Below are 19,733 nucleotides of genomic sequence, written 5' to 3'. Positions count from 1 at the left end.
AAATACGCAATCGATTCTTTCATAAATCGCTCGAAAACGAAAAAAGGCATTTCACTTTGCGACTCACACTCTTCGATCTGGACAACACGCTGCTTGCCGGCGACAGCGATTATCTATGGGGCCGCTTTCTGGTCGACGAGGGCGTAGTCGATGCGGGCGTCTATGCCCGTGAGAACGAGCGTTTCCATGCCCAGTACGAAGCCGGCAATCTGGATATTCGTGCCTACCAGCGTTTCGCGCTGGCGCCATTGCTCAGCCATTCCCGCGAGCGCATGCAGGCATTGCGCGCCGACTACGTGGAACGCGTGATTCGTCCGCTGGTTGCGCGCCATACCCCGGCGCTGCTCGACTTCCATCGCCAGCGCGGCGACCGCATCGCCATCATCACCGCGACCAACCGCTTCATCACCGAGCCGATCGCCGCATTGCTGGGTATCGATACGCTGATCGCCACCGACCCCGAGATCGTGGACGGCGCCTATACCGGTGAAATCGCGGGGGTCCCCTGCTTTCAGGCGGGCAAGATCGAGCGCGCCAAGGCCTGGGTGGCGCAACAGCCCGAGACCTTTGACCACGTCACCTTCTATTCGGACTCGCTCAACGACCTGCCGCTGTTGCGCTGGGCCGATACCGCCGTGGCGGTCGACCCCGACGACACCCTCGCCGCCGCAGCGCGCGAGGCCGGCTGGCCGATCGTCAGCCTGCGCGGCGACGAACAGCCGTTCTAGTCGCCGCAAGGCACGCGCAGGTCAGCCCTTCGGTGCGTCGCGGGCCTCGTCCCAGTCGGCCACGAAAGGCGCGATCGCAGCGCGCAGCCTGCCGTTGGTGGCGAACACGCTGCGCGTGGGCAGATCGATATCGCCGCCGCCCAGCTCGGTGATATCACCCCCGGCCTCGCGCAGAATCACCGTCAGCGCGGCGATATCGAGGATGTTCAGATCGGATTCCAGAATCGCATCGATGCGACCCGATGCCAGCAGATGATAGTGGTAGAAATCGCCGTAGCCACGGATGCGATGCACCTGGCCGATCAGGCTGCCCAGCGACGTCCAGGCCGGCGATGCCGCCAGCGAGGCGATATTGCCTAGCGACAGGCTGGTCTTGGCCAGCGTATCGATGCTGGATGTCCGGATCGGCTCGCCGTTGAGCGTCGCCCCCAGCCCCTTGGCAGCACAGGCCATTTCGCCGCCGTTGAATAACGGCGCGTTGGAGACCCCAACGATCAACTCGCCGCGATGGCGCAACGCGATCTGGGTCGAAAAGAACGGATAGCCGCGCACGAAGCTCTTGGTGCCGTCGATCGGGTCGATCAGCCAGACATAGTCGGCATCCGCCTGCTCGCCGCCCAGCTCCTCGCCCTGAAAGCCGTGCTCGGGAAACGCCTCGGACAGCACGGCCTTGATCGCTTTTTCGCATTCAATATCGGCAATCGTGACCGGGCTGGCATCGGCCTTGTGTTCGACTTCGAAATCGCCGTGGTAGTAGCGACGGATAATCGCCTCGGCGGCACGGGCGGCCTCCACGGCCTTGTCTAGAAAGGGCTGCAGATCGGTCAAAACGGCGTCCTTGTTCGAGGCATGGTTCGGAGTCAGGGCGCAGATGCTAGGCGATGTCGGGCCGTTATACGAGCGTCTGCCATCGCCAGACGAACCGTTGCACACACCACAGCCGCAGGTCGCGCTAGCGCAGCACGCCGAAAATCGTGAGCAGCGCCAGAATCGCCAGCACCACGAGGAGGGTTCGCCAGACCAACCCCAGGGCTTCGAGCAGGGTGTCATCCAGCCCGCGGCCATAGCGCGTCTGCGCGTTGGCCTGGGTCAGCCCCAGCGCGCCGCGCCCGACCGCCGCCAGCAGCCGGCAGCTGGCCGAAGCACTGGCATGGGTGGTGGCCCGCGCGGACGGCCACGCCCGGATCGCGGCGCGGGTCGCGCCGACCAGGGCATAGACGAGCACCGTCAGGCGGGCCGGTATCCAGGCCGCCAGGCCATGCACGTATTCGGCCGTGCGCTGCATGGCACGCGAAGCCGTGCCGCGCGCGGCCAACGCCGGCAGCTCGCGTACGCTGCGATAGAACAGCGCGCCCGCCGGGCCGGCCACGAAGAACCACAGCAGCACGCCCAGAATGCGCTCGTGGCCCTGAACCAGCACCGCGCTCACGATCCGGCGACCGTGCGTATCCGCAGCCAGACGGCCGTCGGTGCGGCGACACAAATCGAGCGCACAGGCCTCCGCATGGGCGAAGTCGCGTTCATCGCGTGCGCGAATCAGCGCATGCACGTCCTCCCACAGATCGCGGGGGCCAAAGGTCAGCACCAGAATGAATACGCCAAAAGCCAGCTCGAAGCCCAGCCACAGGTATTCGACGATCGCCCACTGCACCAGTGCAACGGCCAGCACCGGCGGCACCACCACGAGCACGCCGGCCGGCTGCTGGAGCCAGCGCCGCCCGAGCGCCACGCTTTCGATGATCGCGATATAGCGCGCAAAACCGTCCGCATGGCGCCAGTGCTTGAGCTGGCCGAGCGCGCGCTCGGCAAACAGCGCGATGACGATCATGATCAGATGCATGCACGCTCCAGCAGGTCGAAATACAGCGCCCAGTCGAAGGCCGGGCCGGGGTCGGTCTTGCGCTCGGGGGCGATATCGCTATGACCCACCATACGGGCACGGGTGAGCATCGGATAAGCACGCATGAGCGCCGCGCCCGTGGCGGCCAGAGCGCGGTACTGGGCCGGCGTATACGGGCAGTCATCGGTGCCTTCCAGCTCGATGCCCACGGCAAAGTCGTTGACGCGTGTACGGCCGTCGAAGCACGACTGCCCCGCGTGCCAGGCCCGGTCATCGAAACCGACATACTGGGTGATGGCGCCGGTACGCTCGATCAGCACATGGGCGGATACGCGCAGGTGCGCAATCTCGCGATAGAACGCCGCGCGGGACACATCAAGCGTATTGGTGAACAGGGCATCGACCTGACCATGGCCGAACCGGCCCGGCGGCAGCGTGATGCCGTGTACGACCAGCGTATCCACCGACGCATCGGCCGGGCGGGCATCCTGGTTGGGCGAGACCAGCCGTCGCGCGGGCACCAGCCAGCCGTTGTCGATCGAAAGCATCTGCATCGGCCTAAAAATACGCCTGCAGACCGATCGTCGCACGCAGACCGCTATCGACCGCCGTATTCTCCCAGCCGAGTTCGCTGCGCAGACCCAGGTCGCGGGTCAGGTTGAACTGCTGGCCGAGTTTGGCCCAGCGATAATAGCCATCGTCGCCGGCCACGTATTCGAGCGCGCCCGTTTCCGCCTTGAGCTGTAGCCAGCGGGCCGGATGCAGCAGCAGCCCCGCGCTCGCCCCCGCACCCAGCGCATAGCCGGGCGACAGCGCGCTATTGGCGTCTATCGAGCCCAGACCGAATACATAAGCCAGCGCGTCGTCGCTGCCCCAGGACAGCCCCGGCCCACCCTGCAGGTAATAGCCGAGGTTGTTGTCGACATCATCGAACACGTTCGCGGACGGGCGCCGGCGCAGCCCGGTATCAAGCTGGAACGACACCGGCTTGAACAGATCGTTGCGCGGCGACAGCGACACGATATTGAGCACGGTCAGGTCGTCGATACGCAGTTCGCCCTCGCCCGGATCGACCCGCAGCCCCAGATCGAGGAAGTTGATCTGCGCGCCGCGGGTATAGCCGCCCGGATCGTCGAGCAGGTCGTGATAGGCCGGGCGGATACGCAGGCCCAGCGACAGATCGTCGCCCTCGTAAATCGCCGCGGTGGCCACCCGCAGGGTGCGATGGGCCTGGTCGGGCGAGGTCGCGGGCGCGGGCACCGGCGCAAACGACGACGGCCGCGCGATCCGGCTGCGCGCCATGAGAATGGCGTTGGCATGTTCCGTATCGGCCGGGGCGTTGGCCGGGTCGCTCTGTAGCCGGTAGTAGAGATAGTCGTGGGCAACTTCGAGCACTTCGGCCTGTGCATCGGGACTGAGCCCGGTCAGGCGCGAATCGTCGAAGGCCACCCGGTCGGCAGCGATTTCGCGAGCGAGCGTACGCTGCTCGGCGCTGAGCTGGTCGGCCTGCCAGCGCAGCGTGGTTTCCAGCGAAGGGCGAAAACGCGGCGCGCCCATGAGCCCGGGCACGTCGGCGATGGTACGAATGGTGTCGGCCGGGATCGCATACCAGGAATACTGCTCGGTCAGGGCAAGCTCGGGGCGGGCCACTTCGAGCAGGCTCAGCAGCTGATAGGAACAGTTCTTGGTAAGAAAGAAGTAGGCGAAGCGCACCCCGTCCATCTCCCAGAGATGGTCGACCAGTCGATCGGTCTCGGCATCGCTGAGCTCAAGCGGATAGGCCCAGACGTCGCGATGCTCGATCCAGGCGTACTGCTTGACCTTCTCGTAGTAGGGAAACAGCCCGAAAATACCGGCATAGCCCCCGGTCAGCCCCTTCCAGGCAAAGCCCAGACCTTGTGCATCGTCACCGGCGGCTGCGGCAAAGTTCACCGCATACGACAGCAGTTCGGTATTGCGCGCGCGCCGCGAAGAATCGATACGCAGCAGGGTATGCCCGAACATCGACGACGGGCTGTTGGGAAAGGCGGTGGGGAAAATCAGGCTGATCTGGCGCGGCGCCAGCGCCTCTCGCCAGCGCTGATATTTTTCGCAACGTTCGCCGCCCAGCGCGTGCTCTTCGAGCCCCAGCCTTGCAACCAGAAAACGCCGGCGGGCGATGAACGTACAGGCCGCCGAGCGCTCTCGATCCTCGATATAGCGATTTTCGACGAAGGCCGCCAGGGTCGCATTCAGCTCGGCGGCCGGATCGCGGCGTCCGTTGGGCGACAGAAAGAACCAGTCCGTCACCACCGTGCTGTGCAGCCCCTCGCCAAGCCAGTCGCGCTCGTAATGCACCAGCGCCTGCCACTGGGCGCTGGCGGCCAGGTTCTGTTCGGCGGCACGCGCCTGCAGTGCGGCGAGATCGACAGGCGGCCTATCCGGCGCGGCCTGTACAACGCCCCAGACGAACACCAGCAAAGGCGCGAGCGCCGCCCATCGCATCATGACAAGGCCGTAGGGCCTGTTAACACTAATGCCAATCGCCGCGTTGCTGCGCAAAATCGTGCCAGACAAGGCGCGTGGCGCCGGCCCTGGTTATTCCAGGGCCAAACCGCGCAACGCCGCATGGCAGGATTTTGGGCGCAACCCGAAGGGACGCGCTCTATTTTTCCGCAATCCGGCGTTGCAGCGCGCTCATGTAGCCTGGCTACACAACGCGCACTGCGCCTTGTCTTGCAAAAAAATAGAGCGCGGCGCGACGATTTCATTAGCGTTAACAGGCCCTAGTCGAAAAAGTGACGGAAGGATACGCTGCAGCTGTTGACCGCATCGCTATCCCAGGTCTCGCGCCCACACTCGCCACGCAGCGCATTGTCGCGGGAAACAGGCACGTTGACGACCGCGCCGGTACGCAGGCGCGAAAAGTGCGGGGTGAATTTCAGCCAGCGTGCATGCACGCCCCATTGTACGACGTTCGCCTGATAGACGATGCCCGCTTCGGCACCGGCGCCGAGCGCCATGGCCGGGTCGACACCGCTCACACTCTCCAGCCGGGCGACGCCAAATACATAGGGCAACAGATCGCCAACCCGCCAGCTGGCCCCCGGCCCGCCCTGGATGAAACCGCCAAGCGCGCGCTCGCTGTCGGCCACCGGTGCCTGCTCCAGGCCCGTATGCACGAACCAGGAGATCGGCTGGGTAAAGGCATCGCGCGGCGCGAGCGAACGGATGTTGATCAGATCGAGGGTTTCCAGCGACGCACCGTCGACCTCATCGAAGCGCAGGTTGATATTCAGGCCTTCGATGGCCGCCCCCGGCAGAAAACCGGGCAACGGATCGAACAGATCGTGGTAGGTCAATCGATAACCCAGCGACAGGAAGTCGCGCCCGTCCTGTCGCCCCGCGCCCATGCTGGCCATCTGGGTATCGTGACCCGATTCGGGCGCAGGCGGCGCCGACACCGGCGCGCTCGGCGGCGCGGCATTACGCTGCACGATGCGCAACAGCGCAAGACTGTCGGCGGCTACATCCGGGTTACGCGCGCCCTCGCGGTGCTCGAGCCGCAGAGCGCGATAGGCCAGTTCGGCAATCCGACGACGCTGTTCGCTTGGCCGGTTCTCGAACGCCGGCGTAGCGGCCACGCTCGGATCATCGCGCAGCGCCACGGCCAGCGCGCGCGCCGCCGGATCGAGCCGGGCCGCGCGGGCCGCGACCTCGCGTGCCTTGGACGGCCGATAACGCCTGTCTGCCACCAGTCCGGCGTCGTCGAGGGCGCGTACCGTATTGACCGGCAGCTCGGCAAACCGCAGTTCCTGGCTCAACGGCGCCGTGGGGCGGCCGACCTTCACCAGCTCCAGCAGGCGATAGGAACAGTTCTCGTCGAAGAAGTAATAGTCGAAGTTGATGCCGCGCAGTTCCCAGAGGTGGCGCACCACCCAGTCCATTTCGTCGGCGTCGAGATTGAGCGCGTACTCCCACATGTCGCGATTCTCGACGAAGGCATAGTCGCGAATTTTCTCGGCATAGGCGGTCACCGAGAACTGCCCGGGGTAGCCGCCCGCCAGCCCGCGCCAGATATAGAAAAACGAATTGTCGGCCGCGCCGGCCTGGGCACCGAAATTGATCGCCTTCGAGAGCCAGACGGAATCCGGGTTGGGCTTGGCATCCAGGCGCAGCAGCGTATGCCCGAACATGGATGACGGACTGTTCAGATAGGCCGCGGGGAAAACGAGCACGAGCTGGCCCGTGGGCATCTGTTCGCGCCACTGCAGGTAATCCTCGCAATGGGCCAGCGGCGCCGCCTCCTGCCAGCCCAGCGCCTCGGCAAGAAAGCGATAGCGGGCCGGAAAACGACAGCGCGCCGCGCTGCCCGGCGCTCGGAGCGCGGCCACGCTGGCACGCAGCTCGGCCACCGCGCTTCGCTTGCCCTGGTCGGACAGAAAGAAGTCGGCGTCGTCGACGTAGCTGCTGCCGATACCGCGCAGTGTGGCGCCCGGGTTGACGTGCATCAGCGACTGCCAGCGCGGGGTCGCCGCCAGCGCCGCGAGATCGGGCGCCGTGGCAAGACCCGGCACAGGCACAAGTGCGAGCAGGCCGGCGACGACCGCGGCACAACCGGCGCCCAATAGCCTTGGCATCATCAAGCGGGCAAAAAAATGCCCCGCCTCGACCGAGACGGGGCGTGCATCAGCCAATGCCGATCAGGACACGTAGCGCGACAGGCGCGCGTCGCCGGCCATGACCGTATTGATGCGCTGCATGACTTCGGCGGCGCTGACGTCTTCACGCGGGAAGATCTGGCCGAAGTGATCGTGCATGGTGGTATTGAAATGGGCACGATCCGCGGGCTCGATTTCCATGGCGACGGTCAGCGCGGTCAGCGCTTCGCCATGACCCACGGCCATGTCCTGGGCCACTTCCTCGAGCACGCCGTTCATGGCGAGCAGGCTCTGACCGCTGTAGGTCAGGGTGCCGCTGGTATCGCAGCCGTTGGTGCCGCTGGTCATGCCGAAGGTGGCATTACCCGAGGTGCCGTTCACGATGGTGGCCAACAGATGCGCCGGCAGACCGCTCGACCCTTCGAACAACAGGTTGCCCCAGCCGCAGCCCGGCCCGCCCGGCGCGACCGCACCGGCCGACATGCTGGACCCCAGAATCGCGGCACCGATGATGAGCTTCTTCATTACTGTTCCCCCTTGGATTTAATCAGGTATCGATTCGTGAGCGGTGTCCCTGTCACCGCCACGACAGTCAACTATAGCGCGCCGCCCACAGCTGTAAAGCTCCGGTCATGAAAAGTACGGCCGCGGCACAAAACCGTGCTCGGCGGGTCGCATCCACGGCGCCTCACGTTCGGGTGCTTGTGCCCGATCACCCTGATAAGCTCGCGACAAGGCGCGCAGCACCTTTTTCCACAAGGACCGACTCTTCATGCGGATACGAATCCTGTTTTGCCTGGCTTTGACGAGCGCCGTTCTAGCGACAGGCTGCGACACTGCAAACAGCGGCGATTCCAGCGACAACCGTAACTTCTTCGAACGCGCCTGGGCCAAGGTCGAAAACAGCTTTTCCGATACCCCCGCATCGGCGGCGAGCGAGCCGACCGACCCGTCGCCACAACAAGCCGAAACGCCAGCCGGCGCGACCACGGCTACCGCCGACAGCGGCGCGGGCGGGCCGCAAAACGCCAGCCAGGATCCGGCCGCCAGCACCGCAGCGAACACCGACAGCGACGCCGGCCCGGACGACGCCGGCGACCCCGCCACGGCAGACACCGCCCAGGCGCAGACCCCGGCCACTGCGGATACCGAAGACGCGAAAGACGCCAGCATCGATATCCCCGATGTGGATATTGCCTACAAGAAGTATGTGCTCGACAACGGCCTGACGCTGATCGTGCACAGCGACCACAAGACCCCGATCGTGGCCGTCAATATCTGGTATCACGTCGGCTCGAAAAACGAAGGCCCGGGCCAGCAGGGCTTTGCCCATCTATTCGAGCATTTGATGTTCCAGGGCAGCGAGCACTGGCAGGGCGAATATTTCGAGCCCTTCGAACGTGCCGGCGCGACCGACATGAACGGCACCACCAACGCCGACCGCACCAACTATTTCGCCAGCGTGCCCACCGCCGCCCTCGATATGGCGCTATGGATGGAATCGGATCGCATGGGCCATTTCCTCGGCGCCATCGACCAGAACCTGCTCGAGGAACAGCGCGGCGTGGTACTCAACGAAAAACGCCAGGGCGAGAACCAGCCTTATGGCCGTGTTTTCGACACCATCCCGCCCAACACCTACCCGGCCGGCCATCCCTATTCCTGGTCCACGATCGGCTCGGAAGCCGACCTCAACGCCGCCTCGCTCGAAGACGTGAAGACGTGGTTCAAGACCTACTACGGGCCCTCGAACGCCGTACTGGTGCTGGCCGGCGATATCGAGCCCGAACAGGCGCGGGCCAAGGTCGAGAAGTACTTCGGCAGCATCAACCCCGGGCCACCGGTATCGCACCAGAAGCGCTGGGTGGCACGCATGAGCGGCGAGCACCGCCAGGTGATGTACGACCGCGTGCCGCAGGCACGGCTGTACAAGGTCTGGAATATTCCGCCCACCGGCGCCCCCGACACCACACGGCTGCAGATTGCTGCCGACCTTTTGGCCGGCTCCAAGAACAGCCCGCTATACAAGACCCTGGTTTACGACAAGCAGATTGCCACCGATGTGTCGGCATTTGTCTGGGACAAGGAGATCGGCTCGCAATTCATCGTCAGCGCGACGGCACGCCCCGGCGTGGATCTCGACGAGATCGAGAGCGTGCTGGATGCACAGATGCGTTCGTTCATCAACGACGGCCCGCCGGCAGATGCCGTCAACCGCGCCCGTGCACGCTTCGGGGCCTCCTTTTTGCGCGGTATTGAAAGCGTGGGCGGCCTGGGCGGCAAGGCCGATATCCTCGCCCAGGGCGAGATCTACGAAAACGATCCGGCCGCCTACCAGCAGGAGCTCCAGATCCTGCGCGAAGCCAGCCCCGACGATATCCGCATGACGGCCTCGCGCTGGCTTTCCGACGGCGTGTACGTGCTCTCGGTCGAACCCTTCGGCGAGCGCAAGGCCAGCGGCGAAGACGTCGACCGCGCGCAGCTGCCCGACGTGGGCGACACGCCGGCACTGGATCTGCCCGACGTTCAGCACGCCACCCTGTCGAACGGCCTGAAGGTTCGTCTGGCCGAACGCCATAATGCGCCGACCGTGGAAATGCGCATGGTCTTCGACGCCGGCTATGCGGCCGATCCCGCCGATGCGCCGGGCACCGCCAGCCTCGCCATGGCCATGCTCGACGAGGGCACGGACAGCCGCGACGCGCTGGCCATCAGTGCCGACCTCGACCGGCTGGGCGCCAATCTCGGCACCAGCACTTCACTCGATTCGGCATCGCTGAGCCTGTCCACGCTCAGCACGACCATCGACGATGCGCTCGATATCTATGCCGACGTGATCCGCAACGCCGCGTTTCCCGCCAACGAATTCGAGCGCTTGCAGAAACAGCGTCTGGCGAGCATCGCGCAGGAAAAGCGCAAGCCCACGACCCTGGCCCTGCGCACCCTCGGGCCGCTGCTGTACGGCAAGGATCACGCCTACGGCATTCCGCTGACCGGCAGCGGCACCCTCGCCGCAGTCAAGAACATGCGGGTCGAAGATATCCAGCGCTTTGCCGACACCTGGCTGCGCCCGGACAACGCGACGCTGGTCGTGGTCGGCGATACCACCATGGACGAGCTCAAGCCCATGCTCGAAGCGCATCTGGGCGACTGGCAGGCCACGAGCGACGCGCCGCGCCCGGAAAAACGCCTGCCCGAGATCACCGCGCCCGACGAAACCCATATCTATCTGGTCGATCGCCCCGGCAGCAATCAGGCCACGGTGATCGCCGGCAATGTCGCGCCGCCCAAATCCAGCGAACAGGACGTCGCCATGGAAACGGTGAACGCGGTGCTGGGCGGCATGTTCAATTCACGGCTGAACCTGAACCTGCGCGAAGACAAGCACTGGTCCTACGGTGCGCGCAGCCTGCTCATGGACGCCCGCGCCCAGCAGCCGTTCGTGGCCTATGCCGCCGTACAGATCGACAAGACCGCGCCGGCCATGCAGGAAATGCGTAACGAGCTGACCGCGATCCGCGACGCCCGCCCGGTGAGCGATAGCGAACGCTCGGCGGCCCAGGCCAACCTCACCCGCAGTCTGCCCGGAGAGAACGAAACGACCTCGGCCCTGGCCTCGACGCTGACCGACTCGGTCGTGTTCAATCTCCCGGACGATTATTATGAGGATTATGTCCGCCGTATCCGCGATCTGAACGATCCGGCGCTGGCTAAAGCCGCGCAGTCGATGATCGATACGGACGGGCTCACCTGGGTGGTGGTAGGCGATCTCAAGCAGATCGAAACCGCCATCCGGGAGCTCGGATGGGGTAAAGTCCGGGTCATAGATCCGACGACACTCGAAACGTCGGCCGGTGATGATGTCGAGGGGGATGGGGACAACGATGAATAGGCTGATGTGGAGTCGCTTGACCGCGACACTGGTGCTGGCTGTCTGCGCAACGCAGGCCCTGGCCGCAGTCGAACGCGAAGACATCATCATCATGGGCGCCGACGGGCTGCACTTCACCAGCTACAAGACGCTGCGCTCGGATCTGGCTGAACGGGTGCTCTATCTGGGCCCGGACGAAGCACCGCAGGATGCCGTGTTCATCGTGCCCGCCGATTACGAGTCGACCCCGCTCGACGATGGCGGCACGCGCCTGCATTTCCAAAGCGGCAGTTTTGCGCTCATGAATACCGGCGCCTTCGATGCCGAAGTCGAACGCAACGACAACAACGTATTCGTGTTCAACAGCTGGGATGGCGTCACCCGCAGCGACGGTCATCTGGGCAAATGGAACGCGCCCGACGATTTCGCGTCGTTCTCCTATACCTGGGTGCTGCCACGTAATATCGATATCCTCGCCTACGAGGCCAATCGCACCGGCACCTGGGAAAAACGCGAAAACACGCTCAACTGGACCGGCAAGCAGGTCAATGACATCGCCTTCACGATCCGCTATCGCGTGAACCCGCCCGATAGCCGGGCGTCCGGCAGTGCCACACCGCAGGTCGCCGAACGCCAACGCACGGCACCACCCCAGCCCGCGCCGAAGCGCCGAGACCTGACTACGGCCCAGCTTCAGACCTCACCCTCGCGCGGCTTCGACAACACGCCTGCACAGCCGGCCGAGCCGCCGACTCAAAACCAGACACCGCGCCAGCAGCCGACGACCCAGCCTTCACCCAGTGTCGGCGACGACGAGCCCAGCCGTGTTGCACTCATGGACGTGGTGGAGCTCGACCAGGGCCGTCCGCAGGTCACCGCCACGGGACGGCAACAGCTGCGCCGTCTGGCAGGCGTGCTGGCCAACGACCAGACACAGCGGGTCGTGGTCTACGGTCCGTCGTTCAGCGACAGCCGCGACACCGGGGGCTCGGTCGCCCAGGCGGCCCGTATTTCGGATTATCTGACCGCGCACGGCGTATCGGATAGCAAGATCGAAATCCGCGCCGGCGAGCGCAGCGACGATGCCGATGGCCGCCGCGTAGAGATCGCCGTCGTCCCCGGTGGCCTGCTCGACGACTTCTCGCCCAACTAGGCCGTTGGCCAATGCCCATGCGAGGGCCCGACCATCGGACCCTGTGCCGGGGCAGGCGAAAACCGGCGCCGCCAAGGACAACGCTGGAGCATAAAAAAAGCCGGCCTCGAACGAGGCCGGCTTTTACAATCGTACCGGCGCGCGTGCCAGCGGGCCGCTGATCAACGCTCGGGGCTACTTGCCTGGAAGTTGCCCAGCGGCCGTACGAAGGTGTATTTGCCGGGCTCCACAACGAGCCGATCTGCGGCGTCGCCGGTGTTCATGCCCAGCAAAGAGAACGGCAGGGAGACCACGAACAGGCCGGTGCCCACCGCCGTCGCGGCGAGGCTGACCGGGCGCACCAGCAGCATATCCACGCCCATGGCAGCTGCAGACGGTGTGCCGGGCTCGGCATAATCATCAATGGCGGCAGCCGGATTGGCGAGGCCGAGCCCCAGCGCGGCCACTACGACAATCAGCGCGCGGCGCGCAGAGAAAACGCTCATGATCCAAACCCCCATCAAATACGGTCGGCTCACATTAGCAAAGCCCGGGCGCAAGTCAATTGCTCCTGCGCGGCCGGCGGCCACGGGCCGACAAACGGCATCATGAGCGCCCGCGAAGTCTATCTGGCCGCTGACCCGGTCAATGCCGAGATCGCCAAGGATGTACTGGTCAACCACGGGATTGCCGCCCATGTGCGCAGCCAGCACCTATGGGGCGGCATGGGCGAGCTGCCGGCCAACGTGTATCCGAGCGTCTGGGTGGATGAAGCCCACGACTACGACGCAGCGCGCGCGCTCATCGCGGATTTCGAGCGCGGTGCGCTCAACGACGGCCGCCCCTGGCAATGCCCACACTGCGGCGAATACCTCGACGCCCAGTTCCAGCAATGCTGGAACTGCGACACCCTGAAACCAGCCGACTGAAAAACACGCACGCATGCATATCGTTCTGCACGAACCCGAAATTCCGCCCAATACCGGCAACGTCATCCGCCTGTGCGTGAACGTCGGCGCCACGCTGCACCTCATTCACCCGCTGGGTTTTTCCATCGACGACAAGCATATGCGCCGGGCCGGGCTGGACTATCGCGAACGCGCGGTCATCCACGAGTGGGACGATTTTGACGCCTGGCGCGCCACCCATCCGCAAACCCGCGTGTTTGCGGCTACCAAGCGGGGCAGCACGCGCTACGACGAGATTCGCTATCGGCCCGACGATGCGCTGCTGTTCGGTTGCGAAACCCGGGGCCTGCCGCCGGCGTTGGTCGAGGGCGCGGAAGCATCCGTCTATCTGCCCATGCAGGCCGGCAATCGCAGCCTGAATCTATCCAACAGCGTAGCGGTGATCGCCTTCGAGGCATGGCGCCAGCTCGGTTTTGCCTAGGACCGAGCGCGTACTGGCCGACAAAGCCGCGCCGGCGGCTAACCAAAACCCAATACGCCCGCGCCGGATAGCAGCTGGACGATGCCCAGCAGAATGATGCAGTCCAGCAGCGGAATGACGAGCGCGCCGCTCAACCTCGTACGCAGTACCACCGCACAGGCCAACGCCATACCCAGATAGGCGCCGAATATTCCCAGGCCCAGATAGGCCTGCCCTACATACGCGAACGGAATGGCGACCAGAAGGGTTAGAAATGCCGCGCCGAACGAGTCGTTGCGCGCTGCGAATACGCTCGCGGCTAGCTTGATCGGCAAGATCGCGGTCAAAAAGAAGACGATCGCGATAATCGCAAGCGAATCCGTATGGAAATGCACCGGTTGGTGAATCCTCGTGCGTTAAGGGCGCGCGAGAGCCGCGGCGCGACGAGCGAATAATACGCGCACTGTGTTATGTGCGGGTCGCTCGTGATTTCGAGCCGGCTCAGTACCGCGGCTCGTGCTCCTGCGCTTCGGCCTTGCCCGGCGCGGTCATGCGGTCGAGCAGCACTTCCCATCCCGCGCCTTCAGCGGCTTCGCTCAGGCGCTTGTCCGGCTGTACTGCGACGGCCTCCTCCACCACGCGAAACAGATGCGCGTCGGTGATCGAATCGCCAAAGGCCACCGCCGTGGCTAACGGTAGATCGGTCTGGCGCGCCAGCGCCTCGGCCGCATCGATCTTGGTGGGCCCATAGGGATGGCGCACCGGCGGCGCACCGGTGTAATGGTCACCGCTACTGGCACACAGCGAGGCATGGGCATATTCCACGCCCAGGGCGTCGGCCAGCGCATCGGCGATGAACTGCGGCGTGCCGGACAGCAAAGCGACCCGATCGCCCGCAGCCTCATGCGCGCGCAGCCGCTCGACGGCGGGCGCATACAGCGAAGGCAGCAGCCGTTCGGCGACGAAGTCGCGCGCGAGCGCCGCGATTTCGGACTTGCCATGCCCGCTGAGATAGGCCTTGTTCTTTTGCATGACGTGGCGGCCGTAGCGCGGGAAGTAGCGCAGGCAGAACCAGGCAAACGCCAGCAACTGACGCAGCCCCAGGGCGCGGCGATCCCATAGATAGCGGGCAAAACGGGCCTCGGAACTCGCGCCCGGCACGAGCGTGCCGTCGATATCGAACAATACCAGGCGCATCAGCTGTGCCCCGTTGGCGCACCGGGGCGCTCGTTAACACAGAACTCGATGATCACGGGCAGACCGCGGGCGATACAGATCGCTGCCGAGGCCCAGGCCAGCGCCGTGCCCACGCCCACGCAGAACCAGCCGTAGCTGGCCCAGAACTCCGGCGCCAGGAAGGGAAACGGCTGCCAGAACAGAATCCAGGCAAAGGCCACCGCCTTGAGCACGGCATAGAAACCACGCATGAAACGCCCGGCCACCAGAAAACGCCCGATTGGCGACTGCATCATGTCGAAAGCCGCCGTGCCCGAGGCCGCCCCCTTGCTACGGATGGCGTCGACCAGGTTGCCGCGAATGATGAACAGCAGCGGAATCCATACGCCGATGAAGCCCAGATGGGCCAGCACCACCCAAAGCACGGTTTCCACGATACGATCGATGGCGATATCGAAAGTGGCGCCGAAAAGCGACTCTTCGTTGTACTTGCGTGCGACCCAGCCATCGACGCCGTCGAGGGCGATGATGAGCACGGTCAGGGGCGCGTTGACCAGCTGCAATACGGGCACGCCGGAGTAGATGATCCCCAGCAGTACGAATAGCAGCAGGAAACGGCCGAAAGTTACCCAGTTCGCCATGGCGCGGTCGTCTTGTGATGAATACTTGGTGCGGTCATGAGACCCGCAGCGGCGAGGACAAGCCATCGCCGACTGTCATATTTTAGTCTTTTTCGGACCGGAAGGGTCGATCCGTCAATTTACGCACCGCATCGCGCGGCGCGACGTCTTCGTGCAGTACGCGAAATGCCTGGGTCGCGATCGGCATTTCCACACCCAGCTGCTGGGCGATGCGATAGACCTCACGGGCCACGCGCACGCCTTCAACGACCTGCTGAATTTCGCGCTGGGCGCCCTCGACATCGTTGCCGGCCGCCAGGGCCAGGCCCATACGACGGTTGCGCGACTGGTCGTCGGTGCAGGTCAACAGCAGATCGCCCAGCCCCGCCATACCGGTGAAGGTGGTGCGCTCACCGCCCATCTTCTCGCCCAGGCGCATCATCTCCGACAGGCCGCGGGTGATGAGCAATGCACGCGCATTCGCGCCGTAGCCGAGCCCGTCGGATATGCCCACGGCGATGGCCAGCACGTTCTTGACGGCCCCGCCCACGCCCACGCCAATCACGTCGCGGGTGGTGTACACGCGAAACACGCCGTCGTGAAACGCCCCGGCCATGTCGCGGGCAAAGACGTCGTCGTGCGAGGCGATGGTCACGGCCGTGGGCATGCCCTGGCCGACTTCGCCGGCAAAGCTCGGCCCCGACAATACGGCGGTCACGCGGTCCACGCCCAGCGTTTCCGCGGCCACCTGATCGGGCAGCTTGGCCGACTCGGGTTCGAGCCCCTTGGTCGCCCAGATCACACGGCGGTGTTCGCCCAGAAGCGGCGCCAGGCGCTCAAGCGTTTCGCGCAGCGCATGGCTGGGCACCACCACCAGCACATCGTCGGCCGCCGCGACGGCCCGGGTCATGTCCGCTTCGGGGGTGAGCAACTCGGGCAACGGGCAACCGGGCAGATAACGACGGTTCTCGCGGTCGGCCGCCATCGCGGCGATGGCATCGGCGTCGCGCGCCCAAAGCGGTACCCGGTTGCCGTTGCGCGCAAGCTGAATAGCCAGCGCGGTGCCCCAGGAGCCGGCCCCCAGAACGGCGATACAGCGGCCGGTCGCTTCGCGCGCAGCGCTCATGACGGGTTAATGCGTGGCGTCGCCGACTTCGGTCGGCCCGCCTTCGCTGCGCTGATGCTGGGCATAGAGCCGATCGAAGTTGACCGGCTGCAGCAGAAAATGCGGAAAACCCGCCCGCTGCACCATGTCGCCCACGCTTTCGCGAATATAGGGGAACAGGATCGACGGGCAGTAGGCGCCCAGCAGGTGGCCGCGCTCGGCATCATCGTCGAAGCCGTCGATCTGGAACACCCCGGCCTGCTGCACCTCCACGATATAGGCGGTGCGCTCGCCCTGCTTGGCGGTGACCGTCACCGTCAGCGTGACCTGGTGCGTTTCGCGGCTGAGATTCTCGATGCGCGTATTCAGGTCGACGTTGACCTCCGGCTGATACTGCTCGGTAAACACGCGCGGACCGTTGGGCACCTCGATGGATGCGTCACGGATATAAATCTTCTGCAGCGCGACCTGGCGCTGGGCCTCGCCGTTTTCGCTAGCCTGCTGGCCGTTGTCCTCTGCCATCTCGCCTCCTCGTTGCCTTGAATTACTGTCGCCCGGGCCAGCGCTACTTGCTGGTCACCGGCATGCCGTCGCCCTGCCAGGCATTGATGCCGCCCTTGAGTGCATAGGCACGCGTGTAGCCGAGCTTGCGCAGCTTGGCCACCGCCTGCGGGGCGACGTTGCCGATACCGCAATAGCAGATGATCGTACGATCGGTGTTCTTGCTGATTTCCTTGGCGCGTTCCTCGATACCCGCCATCGGAACATGCTTGGCGTTGAGGATATGGCTTTTCTTGAAATCGGCCGCCGAGCGCGTGTCCACCACGATGGCATCCTCGGTGTTCATCAACCGCACTGCTTCGTTGGCGGGAATCGGCTTGTGCCCCTTGACGGTGCGCAACACCTCGTTCACCGCCAGCGCGATCAGCACCAGAACCAACGCACTCCACAGGTAGGGGTGGTTGGTGATGAATTCCTGTATCTGCTCCAGATTCATGGCGTGTACGGTCCCAATCGGCCGCTGCGGGCCGGTAAATTCACGATCGAGAGATGCGCAAGCTGCGCGTCGCGCCGCGATTATTGCATACCGCGCGCTCCGTTCGCCGCCCACGGGTGGCGGACGACGCCGATAACCGCCTCCGGGCACCGCCGAGCACCCGCTTGGACCGGCGCACGCCGGCCGGCCATACGGGGCATGACGACTTCGCAGCAGACCCATACACTAGTCGCATGCGCGTTGTTGTTCTTGCTGGCGTCTGCCTGCTCGCTATCGTCGTGGCCAGCCCCGGTCTGGCCCAGAGCGGCGATGCGCGCTCGCAAAGTACGCGCGCCGAGCTGGATGCGCTACGCGATCGCATCGACAACGTGCGCCAGCAGATCGCCCAGGACAAAAGCCAGCGCAGCGACCTGTCGAGCCGGCTCGCCCAGGCCGAAGCCGATATCAGCGTCGCGTCCAAGCGCCTTCGTGAACTCGACGACAAGATTGCCGAGGCGCGCGAGCGCGTGGCCGACCTCACCCGCCGCCGCGATCGCGAACGCCGCGATCTCGGCAGCCAGCTGGACGCGCTGCGTGAACAGGTGCGCGCGGCGTATGCCAGCGGTCAGATGGACAAGATGCGACTGCTGTTGTCGGGCCAGTCGCCGGAAAAGCTGGGCCGCATGCTGGTCTACTACGAATATTTCGCCAACGCGCGTACCGAGCAGGTAACCGCGTTGCGCAGCGCGCTCGCCGATCTGGCCGTGCGCCAGAACGCGCTCGAAAACGAGCAGGCAGAACTCAGCCGTCAGCGCGAAACGCGTGAATCCACCCTGGCCAGCCTCAAGGCCAACCAGGCCGAGCGCGAACAGGCCATTGCCGCGCTCGACAGCCAGCTATCGAACAAGCAGGCCACGCTGTCCGAAATGAAAGCCGACGAACAGCGCCTGCGCAGCCTCATGGGCCGGCTGCGCACCCAGCTGTCCGATCTGCCGCCCGAGCCCGCCGACGACACGCCCTTCGGGCAACTCAAGGGACGCATGCAGCCGCCGGTCAACGGCCCGGTGCTGGCGCGCTTTGGCACCACCAAGGCCGGCGGACCGCTCAAATGGCAGGGCGAATGGCTGGGCGCTGCCGCCGGCACGCCGGTACGTGCGGTAGCCGCCGGGCGAGTGGTCTATGTCGGCTACATGCACCGCTACGGGCTGATCGTGGTCGTCGATCACGGCAACGACTACTACACGCTCTACGGCCACGCCGAGAGCACCTATGTGGAAGTCGGCGACCGCGTCGAGCAGGGCCAGGCCGTGGCCAAGGCCGGACACAGCGGCGGGCACAGCCAGAACGGCGCCTATTTCGAGCTGCGCCGCGGGCGTACGCCGATCAATCCGGCCAGCTGGCTGGCCGGGTAAGGCAACCGGGGCGAGCCCGCGATATGCTATCTTTTGCGCAGCATTATTCCCGCATCTGTCGTTGATTATCGACGCGTGATTCGCGCGTGCGGGTGGGGTCGTCCCAGGGAGTCAGGATTCATGCGATCGAAAACCCGCAGCTCGCTGCTGATTGCGTTGGGCGTGGTCATCGGCGTGATCGTGAGCGTTGCCCAGGGCGGCCTGGCCGATCGCGGCAATGCCGGCAACAACGACAGCGTCGAGGCCCAGGGCCTGCCGCTGGACGAACTGCGTACGTTCGTCGAGATCCTCAACCGGGTAAAGCAGGGCTATGTCGAGGACGTCTCCGACCAGGCGCTGCTGGAAAACTCGATCCGCGGCATGCTCGACGGCCTGGACCCGCATTCGGCCTATCTGAACGCCGAGGAATTCAAGGAGATTTCCATCTCCACCTCGGGCAAGTTCGGCGGCCTCGGCATCGAAGTACAGATGGCCAACGGCTTCGTGAAGGTCGTCGCGCCCATCGACGACACGCCCGCCAGCAAGGCCAACATCCAGGCCGGCGACCTGATCATTCGGATCGACGATCAGGCGGTCAAAGGCATGAGCCTGATGGACGCGGTCAAGGCCATGCGCGGCGATGCCGGCAGCGACGTCACGCTCACCCTCCTGCGCGAAGAGCGCGACGAGCCGTTCAAGGTCACGCTCAAGCGCGCCGTGATCCGGGTCGAGAGCGTGAAGTCGCGCATGCTCGACCGCGGCTACGGCTATGTGCGTATCACCCAGTTCTCCAGCCAGACCGGCGACAGCCTTAAAAAGGAACTCTCGGACCTGAAGGACGAGGCCGAAGGCCCGCTGCGCGGCATCGTGCTCGATCTGCGCAATA

General features: G+C 65.0%; 20 protein-coding genes. 7 read left to right on the top strand and 13 right to left on the bottom strand.

From position 1 onward, the window contains the following. Nucleotides 1–56 precede the first annotated feature (56 nt). On the top strand, nucleotides 57–728 hold the full coding sequence (locus ABNU97_RS09135; RefSeq protein WP_348766426.1) for an HAD family hydrolase: 672 nt from the start codon (nucleotides 57–59) through the stop codon (nucleotides 726–728). Nucleotides 729–749: 21 nt separating this feature from the next. On the opposite strand, the gene ABNU97_RS09130 is transcribed toward ABNU97_RS09135, so the two are convergent. The 6 genes from ABNU97_RS09130 to ABNU97_RS09105 all read right to left on the bottom strand — a co-directional run bounded on the left by ABNU97_RS09130 (nucleotide 750) and on the right by ABNU97_RS09105 (nucleotide 7,733). Continuing rightward, a complete protein-coding gene (locus ABNU97_RS09130; RefSeq protein ID WP_348766436.1) occupies nucleotides 750–1,547 on the bottom strand; it encodes an inositol monophosphatase family protein in 798 nt (265 codons plus the stop codon). A gap of 133 nt (nucleotides 1,548–1,680) precedes the next feature. Continuing rightward, entirely contained in the window at nucleotides 1,681–2,568 is an 888-nt protein-coding gene (gene ampE, locus ABNU97_RS09125) for a regulatory signaling modulator protein AmpE (protein ID WP_348766425.1), read from the bottom strand. Beyond that, a complete protein-coding gene (gene ampD / locus ABNU97_RS09120; protein WP_348766424.1) occupies nucleotides 2,559–3,122 on the bottom strand; it encodes a 1,6-anhydro-N-acetylmuramyl-L-alanine amidase AmpD in 564 nt (187 codons plus the stop codon). The genes ampE and ampD overlap by 10 nt, the downstream gene beginning before the upstream one ends. Nucleotides 3,123–3,126: 4 nt before the next feature. Next, complete coding sequence (locus ABNU97_RS09115; RefSeq protein ID WP_348766423.1) at nucleotides 3,127–5,055, bottom strand: DUF4105 domain-containing protein; 1,929 nt, start codon at nucleotides 5,053–5,055, stop codon at nucleotides 3,127–3,129. Nucleotides 5,056–5,333: 278 nt separating this feature from the next. After that, entirely contained in the window at nucleotides 5,334–7,190 is a 1,857-nt protein-coding gene (locus ABNU97_RS09110; protein ID WP_348766422.1) for a DUF4105 domain-containing protein, read from the bottom strand. Nucleotides 7,191–7,250: 60 nt separating this feature from the next. After that, nucleotides 7,251–7,733, bottom strand: coding sequence for a DUF3015 domain-containing protein (locus tag ABNU97_RS09105; RefSeq protein ID WP_348766421.1), 483 nt, complete (start codon nucleotides 7,731–7,733; stop codon nucleotides 7,251–7,253). Nucleotides 7,734–7,980: 247 nt separating this feature from the next. On the opposite strand from ABNU97_RS09105, the gene ABNU97_RS09100 reads away from it, so the two are divergent. Further along, on the top strand, nucleotides 7,981–11,100 hold the full coding sequence (locus ABNU97_RS09100; protein WP_348766420.1) for a pitrilysin family protein: 3,120 nt from the start codon (nucleotides 7,981–7,983) through the stop codon (nucleotides 11,098–11,100). Next, nucleotides 11,093–12,232 (top strand): hypothetical protein, encoded by a 1,140-nt coding sequence (locus ABNU97_RS09095; protein WP_348766419.1) that lies wholly within the window; start codon nucleotides 11,093–11,095, stop codon nucleotides 12,230–12,232. The genes ABNU97_RS09100 and ABNU97_RS09095 overlap by 8 nt, the downstream gene beginning before the upstream one ends. Nucleotides 12,233–12,393: 161 nt before the next feature. Here ABNU97_RS09095 and ABNU97_RS09090 read toward each other — a convergent pair whose 3' ends face one another. Further along, nucleotides 12,394–12,717 (bottom strand): hypothetical protein, encoded by a 324-nt coding sequence (locus ABNU97_RS09090; protein WP_293623480.1) that lies wholly within the window; start codon nucleotides 12,715–12,717, stop codon nucleotides 12,394–12,396. A gap of 102 nt (nucleotides 12,718–12,819) precedes the next feature. Between ABNU97_RS09090 and ABNU97_RS09085 the strand changes: the two genes are divergently transcribed. Together ABNU97_RS09085 and ABNU97_RS09080 are read left to right on the top strand one after the other, a co-directional pair. Further along, on the top strand, nucleotides 12,820–13,140 hold the full coding sequence (locus ABNU97_RS09085; RefSeq protein ID WP_348766418.1) for a DUF2007 domain-containing protein: 321 nt from the start codon (nucleotides 12,820–12,822) through the stop codon (nucleotides 13,138–13,140). A gap of 13 nt (nucleotides 13,141–13,153) precedes the next feature. Beyond that, nucleotides 13,154–13,600: a tRNA (cytidine(34)-2'-O)-methyltransferase gene (locus ABNU97_RS09080; RefSeq protein ID WP_348766417.1), complete on the top strand. Its 447-nt coding sequence runs from the start codon at nucleotides 13,154–13,156 to the stop codon at nucleotides 13,598–13,600. Between the two features lie 38 nt (nucleotides 13,601–13,638). Here ABNU97_RS09080 and ABNU97_RS09075 read toward each other — a convergent pair whose 3' ends face one another. From ABNU97_RS09075 to ABNU97_RS09050, 6 genes are all read right to left on the bottom strand, one after another. Beyond that, on the bottom strand, nucleotides 13,639–13,974 hold the full coding sequence (locus ABNU97_RS09075; RefSeq protein ID WP_348766416.1) for a hypothetical protein: 336 nt from the start codon (nucleotides 13,972–13,974) through the stop codon (nucleotides 13,639–13,641). A gap of 106 nt (nucleotides 13,975–14,080) precedes the next feature. Next, on the bottom strand, nucleotides 14,081–14,776 hold the full coding sequence (locus ABNU97_RS09070) for an HAD-IB family hydrolase (protein ID WP_348766415.1): 696 nt from the start codon (nucleotides 14,774–14,776) through the stop codon (nucleotides 14,081–14,083). Then, nucleotides 14,776–15,396 carry a CDP-alcohol phosphatidyltransferase family protein gene (locus ABNU97_RS09065; RefSeq protein WP_348766414.1) on the bottom strand — a complete coding sequence of 207 codons (621 nt, stop codon included), beginning with the start codon at nucleotides 15,394–15,396 and terminating at the stop codon, nucleotides 14,776–14,778. The genes ABNU97_RS09070 and ABNU97_RS09065 overlap by 1 nt, the downstream gene beginning before the upstream one ends. Before the next feature lie 82 nt (nucleotides 15,397–15,478). Beyond that, nucleotides 15,479–16,501 carry an NAD(P)H-dependent glycerol-3-phosphate dehydrogenase gene (locus ABNU97_RS09060; protein WP_348766413.1) on the bottom strand — a complete coding sequence of 341 codons (1,023 nt, stop codon included), beginning with the start codon at nucleotides 16,499–16,501 and terminating at the stop codon, nucleotides 15,479–15,481. A gap of 6 nt (nucleotides 16,502–16,507) precedes the next feature. Continuing rightward, on the bottom strand, nucleotides 16,508–17,002 hold the full coding sequence (secB, locus tag ABNU97_RS09055) for a protein-export chaperone SecB (protein WP_293623486.1): 495 nt from the start codon (nucleotides 17,000–17,002) through the stop codon (nucleotides 16,508–16,510). Between the two features lie 43 nt (nucleotides 17,003–17,045). Further along, nucleotides 17,046–17,477: a rhodanese-like domain-containing protein gene (locus ABNU97_RS09050; RefSeq protein WP_348766412.1), complete on the bottom strand. Its 432-nt coding sequence runs from the start codon at nucleotides 17,475–17,477 to the stop codon at nucleotides 17,046–17,048. Between the two features lie 233 nt (nucleotides 17,478–17,710). Here ABNU97_RS09050 and ABNU97_RS09045 point away from each other — a divergent pair, with 233 nt between their 5' ends. Both ABNU97_RS09045 and ABNU97_RS09040 read left to right on the top strand, forming a co-directional pair. Beyond that, entirely contained in the window at nucleotides 17,711–18,868 is a 1,158-nt protein-coding gene (locus ABNU97_RS09045; RefSeq protein WP_348766411.1) for a peptidoglycan DD-metalloendopeptidase family protein, read from the top strand. Between the two features lie 120 nt (nucleotides 18,869–18,988). After that, nucleotides 18,989–19,733 (top strand): PDZ domain-containing protein (locus tag ABNU97_RS09040; RefSeq protein ID WP_348766410.1); only part of this gene is annotated, 745 nt, incomplete at its 3' end.

This window comes from uncultured Salinisphaera sp. (genome assembly GCF_964012375.1).
In the GTDB taxonomy this organism is placed as follows: domain Bacteria; phylum Pseudomonadota; class Gammaproteobacteria; order Nevskiales; family Salinisphaeraceae; genus Salinisphaera.
The sequence above is the reverse complement of the archived record's forward strand: the minus strand, read 5'-3'. Positions and strand labels throughout refer to the sequence as shown.

Coding starts and splice junctions, on each gene's coding strand:
- ampE (WP_348766425.1), bottom strand. CDS start 2,568: ATGCATCTGATCATGATCGTCATCGCGCTGTTTGCCGAGCGCGCGCTC.
- ampD (WP_348766424.1), bottom strand. CDS start 3,122: ATGCAGATGCTTTCGATCGACAACGGCTGGCTGGTGCCCGCGCGACGG.
- ABNU97_RS09115 (WP_348766423.1), bottom strand. CDS start 5,055: ATGATGCGATGGGCGGCGCTCGCGCCTTTGCTGGTGTTCGTCTGGGGC.
- ABNU97_RS09110 (WP_348766422.1), bottom strand. CDS start 7,190: ATGATGCCAAGGCTATTGGGCGCCGGTTGTGCCGCGGTCGTCGCCGGC.
- ABNU97_RS09105 (WP_348766421.1), bottom strand. CDS start 7,733: ATGAAGAAGCTCATCATCGGTGCCGCGATTCTGGGGTCCAGCATGTCG.
- ABNU97_RS09100 (WP_348766420.1), top strand. CDS start 7,981: ATGCGGATACGAATCCTGTTTTGCCTGGCTTTGACGAGCGCCGTTCTA.
- ABNU97_RS09095 (WP_348766419.1), top strand. CDS start 11,093: ATGAATAGGCTGATGTGGAGTCGCTTGACCGCGACACTGGTGCTGGCT.
- ABNU97_RS09090 (WP_293623480.1), bottom strand. CDS start 12,717: ATGAGCGTTTTCTCTGCGCGCCGCGCGCTGATTGTCGTAGTGGCCGCG.
- ABNU97_RS09085 (WP_348766418.1), top strand. CDS start 12,820: ATGAGCGCCCGCGAAGTCTATCTGGCCGCTGACCCGGTCAATGCCGAG.
- ABNU97_RS09080 (WP_348766417.1), top strand. CDS start 13,154: ATGCATATCGTTCTGCACGAACCCGAAATTCCGCCCAATACCGGCAAC.
- ABNU97_RS09070 (WP_348766415.1), bottom strand. CDS start 14,776: ATGCGCCTGGTATTGTTCGATATCGACGGCACGCTCGTGCCGGGCGCG.
- ABNU97_RS09065 (WP_348766414.1), bottom strand. CDS start 15,396: ATGGCGAACTGGGTAACTTTCGGCCGTTTCCTGCTGCTATTCGTACTG.
- ABNU97_RS09060 (WP_348766413.1), bottom strand. CDS start 16,501: ATGAGCGCTGCGCGCGAAGCGACCGGCCGCTGTATCGCCGTTCTGGGG.
- secB (WP_293623486.1), bottom strand. CDS start 17,002: ATGGCAGAGGACAACGGCCAGCAGGCTAGCGAAAACGGCGAGGCCCAG.
- ABNU97_RS09050 (WP_348766412.1), bottom strand. CDS start 17,477: ATGAATCTGGAGCAGATACAGGAATTCATCACCAACCACCCCTACCTG.
- ABNU97_RS09045 (WP_348766411.1), top strand. CDS start 17,711: ATGCGCGTTGTTGTTCTTGCTGGCGTCTGCCTGCTCGCTATCGTCGTG.